The sequence below is a fragment of the Pseudomonas sp. KB-10 genome (assembly GCF_018221585.1).
Lineage (GTDB): Bacteria > Pseudomonadota > Gammaproteobacteria > Pseudomonadales > Pseudomonadaceae > Aquipseudomonas > Aquipseudomonas yangonensis.
This window is the reverse complement of record NZ_QYYB01000022.1, coordinates 1-2,734: the sequence shown is the minus strand read 5'-3', so window position 1 is coordinate 2,734 and position 2,734 is coordinate 1. Positions and strand designations below refer to the sequence as shown.

The 2,734-nt window shown below is 65.5% G+C and carries 4 protein-coding genes; all 4 read right to left on the bottom strand.

Features of this window, described 5'->3' with window-relative positions; all coding sequences use genetic code 11:
• On the bottom strand, nt 1-1,791 hold a 1,791-nt coding region (gene trbE, locus DXK50_RS24740), incomplete at its 3' end, for a conjugal transfer protein TrbE (RefSeq protein WP_212632134.1).
• Between the two features lie 10 nt (nt 1,792-1,801).
• Nucleotides 1,802-2,074, bottom strand: a complete 273-nt coding sequence (locus DXK50_RS24735) for a VirB3 family type IV secretion system protein (protein ID WP_212632133.1) — start codon at nt 2,072-2,074, stop codon at nt 1,802-1,804.
• Nucleotides 2,071-2,412 carry a TrbC/VirB2 family type IV secretion system protein gene (locus DXK50_RS24730; protein WP_014596913.1) on the bottom strand — a complete coding sequence of 114 codons (342 nt, stop codon included), beginning with the start codon at nt 2,410-2,412 and terminating at the stop codon, nt 2,071-2,073. The genes DXK50_RS24735 and DXK50_RS24730 overlap by 4 nt, the downstream gene beginning before the upstream one ends.
• Nucleotides 2,384-2,734 (bottom strand): ATPase, T2SS/T4P/T4SS family (locus DXK50_RS24725; protein ID WP_212632132.1); only part of this gene is annotated, 351 nt, incomplete at its 5' end. The genes DXK50_RS24730 and DXK50_RS24725, both read right to left, overlap by 29 nt.

Here is a 2,734-nt window from a genome sequence, read left to right as displayed (position 1 = left end):
GCTGCCCAGACGATCCTGATCGGCATCCAGCAATGCGCCATGAGCACCGCCCAGCACGTAGGGCTGAAGTGCCTGGCGCAGGGTGTTGTCCTGCAGTAGCACGGACAACCCGGTCAGTGTGCGCTGCGCCTCGGGCGCGCCGGCCAGGCTGTCGAGTGCCGCCCACAGCGCAGCCTTTTGCTCGGGGCCGACGGCCACGCCTTCCTGCAGCAAGCGCGCTTCCAGCCACTCGGCGGCCCAGGTTCTGTATCCCGGCTGATCGATGCGTGCGAGGGGCTGGAAGGCCAGGTCGCTATCGCCTCCGAGGTCGTAGTGCTCGCCACCCAGACCCAGCACCGTTGCACGTAGCGAGCGGCCCATATCGAATAGAAACAGGCGCGAGCCCGGGTAGCGTCGAAACTGCAGAGCCAGGGTCGCCAGCAAAACCGATTTGCCCATGCCCGTGGGGCCGGCCACCAGCGTGTGGCCGACATCGCCAACGTGGGTGACCAGGCGAAACGGTGTTGCGCCATCGGTACGGGTGATCACCAATGGCGGGCCATCCAGATGTTCGTTGCTTGCCGGGCCAGCCCAGACTGCCGAGACCGGCATCAGGTGCGCCAGGTTGAGTGTGGAGATCAACGGTTGACGGACATTGGCGTAGGGGTTGCCAGGAATCGACGACAGCCAGGCCTCCACAGCGTTGAGGCTCTCGGCGATGGTGACGAAGCCGCGGCCTTGGATTACCCGCTCGACCCGGCGCAGCTTTTCATCGGCGATTTGGGCATCGGCATCGCTCACCGTCACGGTGGCTGTCACATAGCCGAAGGCGACCTGGTCGGCACCGAGTTCCTGCAGCGCCGCATCAGCGTCGCTGGCCTTGTTAGCCGCGTCGCTGTCGAGCAATGGGCTCTCCTGCTGGAAGATCGCTTCGCGCAGCAGCGCCAGGACGCCCTTGCGCTTGGCAAACCACTGCCGGCGTAGGCGCACCAGTTCCTTCTCGGCCTCATCCTTGTCCAGGCAGATGAAACGGGTCGACCAACGATAGGCGAAGCCCAGACGGTTGAGATCGTCCAGCACGCCTGGCCACGTCGAGGTGGGGAAACCACGTACCGACAGTACGCGCAGGTGCTGCTCGCCCAGGCGTGGCGCGAGGCCAGTGGCCAAAGGACTGTCGGCCAACAGGGCGTCGAGGTGGAAGGGCACCTCGGGTACGGCCAGCCGCTGGCGATGGGTCGAAATCGTGGCATGCAGGTAAGTCAGCGTCTGGCTGTCATCTAGCCAGGCAAGCTCTGGCATAACCCCATCCAGCAGATCGAAGAAACGATCCGTCTCGGCGATGAAGGCGGTCAGTCGTTCGCGCCAGTCGACTCCGCGTTGCGGCCGGTGCTCGTAGAGCAGGCCGGCGGCGCGCGAGCGCGATTCTTCCGGTGGCAGGTAGAGCAGCGTCAGGTGATAACTGCTCTCGAAGTGGCTTCCGTGCGCCTCGAAGGCAGCACGGCGCTCCTCGTCCACCAGCCAGGACAGCGGCTCGGGAAAGTCGCTGTCAGGGTAGTTGGCTGCCGCCAGACGCTCGGCCTCGATAAACAGCGCCCAGCCCGAGCCAAGGCGACGCAGGGCATTGTTCAGGCGCGCCGAGGTGACCACCAGCTCGCCTTGGGTGGCGCTGTTCAGGTCTGGCCCGCGAAAGCGCAGGCTGCGTTGGAAAGAACCGTCCTTGTTCAATACGACGCCGGGTGCGACGAGACCGGCCCAGGGCAGCCAGTCGGCCAACTGTGTGGGGCGGCGCTGGTATTCGGTGAGGTTCAGCATGGCGGCCTCCTCACACATCCAGCAGCGACGGCTGCTTGATTTGCCGGGCAAACACCTGCAGGAACTGCGGGTCCAGGCGGGCACCCCACACCGCCAGCGAGTGGCCGACCAGCCAGAGCGCCAAGCCCGGCAGCCACAGCTGCAGGCCCAGGCCGACCACTGCCGCCAGAGTGCCGTTGAGGATCGCTACGTTGCGTGGTGCGCCACCGAGCAGAATCGGCTCGGCCAGCGAACGGTGCAGTGGCACCTCGAAACCGGGGATGAGTTCGCGCTCGTCGTTCATGCGATCACCGCCCCGCCGGCAAAGCTGAAAAAGCTGAGGAAGAACGACGACGCGGCGAAGGCAATCGACAGACCGAAGACGATCTGGATCAGCTTGCGAAAGCCGCCGCTGGTGTCTCCGAAGGCCAGCGTCAGGCCTGTGGTAATGATGATGATCACCGCGATGATGCGCGCCACCGGCCCCTGTACCGAATCAAGGATCGATTGCAGCGGTCCCTCCCAGGGCATACCGGAGCCAGCGGCGAGCACTGGCAGGGAGGCGCTCAAGCAGAGGGCGCCGAGCATCAAGGCGCCGACGAGGCGACGACGATTAGCAACGCGGGGATGGCAGGCAGTCATGACTGTTTTCCTGAGTCAGTGAAGGAATGAATGCGGGGGCGATGGAAGTGAGTTGATAGCCGCGCTCGTCATAGCCGGTGACGCGGGCGATCTGCTGGACATAGCGCGTGCGGCCACGCCCGGCGAGAAACACCACCAGGTTGACCGCCTCGGCGATCAACGCCCGCGGCGCGGTCAGGGCGACTTCCAGAATCAGTTGCTCCAGGCGCAGTAGTGCGCCCTGCGCAGAGCCAGCGTGGATGGTGGCGATACCGCCGGGATGGCCGGTGCCCCAGGCCTTGACCAGATCCAGCGCCTCGCCGCCGCGCACTTCGCCGACCAC

Bases quoted from the DNA above. Each gene is read 5' to 3' on its own strand.
- DXK50_RS24730 (WP_014596913.1), bottom strand. From the start codon at position 2,412: ATGACTGCCTGCCATCCCCGCGTTGCTAATCGTCGTCGCCTCGTCGGC.
- DXK50_RS24735 (WP_212632133.1), bottom strand. From the start codon at position 2,074: ATGAACGACGAGCGCGAACTCATCCCCGGTTTCGAGGTGCCACTGCAC.